A 1,364-nucleotide genomic window follows, 5' to 3' on the forward strand; every position below is an offset into this window, starting at 1 on the left:
CGCGGTGAGCATCCAGTTGCGGTCCACCAGGGCGCCGGTGCAGGTGCGCAGGCCGTCGCCGATCGCCAGGCGGGCGGTGTAGGCGTAGGAGCCGTCGGCGGCGGCGTCGCCGACCACGGCGCCGGCCGGCGCGCAGGTGCCCAGCACGCCGGCGGCGGTGGCCGCGGCGAGTACGCCGGTGCGCCAGGAGCGGGACGGGGTCGTGCGGGGCATGGGGATTCCTCTTCGGGTCGGTTCCGGGCCCGGGTCGCTTCCGGGTTCCGGGCTCGGGTTCTGGGCGCAGGTTCCGGGTCGTTCCCGGGGGTCAGTGCGAGAAGGCCCACTTCTGGGTGGGGAGGTCGTAGAAGGTCCACTGCTGGGCGCGGGCGCCGTCGGTCGTGAGCGAGTCGTCGATCTCCAGGGCCTTGCCGCTGTTGCGGTTCCTGAGGGCGTAGCCGCCGGCGGCCTTGACGAGGTCCCACTTCTGGGTGGGGAGGCCGTGGAAGGTCCACTGCTGGGCGGGGGCGCCTTCGGCCGTGAGGGAGTTCTCGATCTCCAGGGCTTTGCCGCTGTTGGCGTTGCGCACCTCCCAGGCGTCGTCGGCCCAGTGGAGGATCCAGCGGGCGGTGGGCAGGCTGTGGCAGGTCCACTGCTGGGCGCGGGCGCCGTCGGTCAGGAGGGAGTCGTCGATCTCCAGGCACTTGCCGCTGTTGGTGTTGACGAGCGGGGTCGTCCAGTCGAGGGCGGCGGTCTGCTGGATCCAGCTTCCGAGGTCGTCGGTTCGGGTCTCGTACGCGCCGGTGTGCGTGGTCGGGGCGGCACCGAGGCAACCGTTCTGCCAGGAGCGGCTGTTGAGGGCGGCGAGTTCGTAGTGGTCGCCGACCTTGCGCAGGGCGGGGCCGCCGGTGTCGCCCTTGCAGACGGCGGCGTCGGCGGGGGATTTGGCGGCGATGGCGAGGCCGGTCGGGTCGACGGCGCCGACGGTGAAGGCGGCGCTGTGGAGCTGGTCGGGCACCCACTCGGCCCTGGTGCGGCCGTAGCCCGTCACCCGCAGCTCCTCGCCCGGGGCGGGGGCGGTGGTGGCCACGGCGAGCGGGTCGACGTCGATGACCGGGTTGACCAAGCGCAGCATGACCAGGTCGCGGTCGGCGCGGGGGACCAGGTCGACGACGTCCCGGACCTGGCCCGCCGTGGTGGTGAGGTCGGTGCGGCCGACGGTGACGGTCGTTCGGAGCGCGGGCGGGCCGGCCGGGACGGTCGTCGGCCGGGCGGGGTCGTCGGCGAAGCAGGAGGCGGCGGTGATGACCCAGAACGGGTCGACCAGGGCGCCGGTGCAGGAGCGCTTGCCGTCGCCGATGTCCAGCTTGGCGGTGAAGGCGTAGGAA

Annotated in this window: 2 protein-coding genes; both read right to left on the reverse strand. The window is 73.6% G+C overall.

The window, feature by feature from the left end:
- Window positions 1-213: trypsin-like serine protease (locus AE652_RS37805; RefSeq protein WP_049659832.1), on the reverse strand; the 213-nt coding region annotated here is incomplete at its 3' end.
- 91 nt (window positions 214-304) lie between these two features.
- A partial coding sequence (locus AE652_RS43295; RefSeq protein ID WP_159028680.1) for an RICIN domain-containing protein occupies window positions 305-1,364 on the reverse strand: 1,060 nt, incomplete at its 5' end.

The sequence above is a fragment of the Kitasatospora sp. MY 5-36 genome (assembly GCF_001182915.1).
GTDB lineage: Bacteria > Actinomycetota > Actinomycetes > Streptomycetales > Streptomycetaceae > Kitasatospora.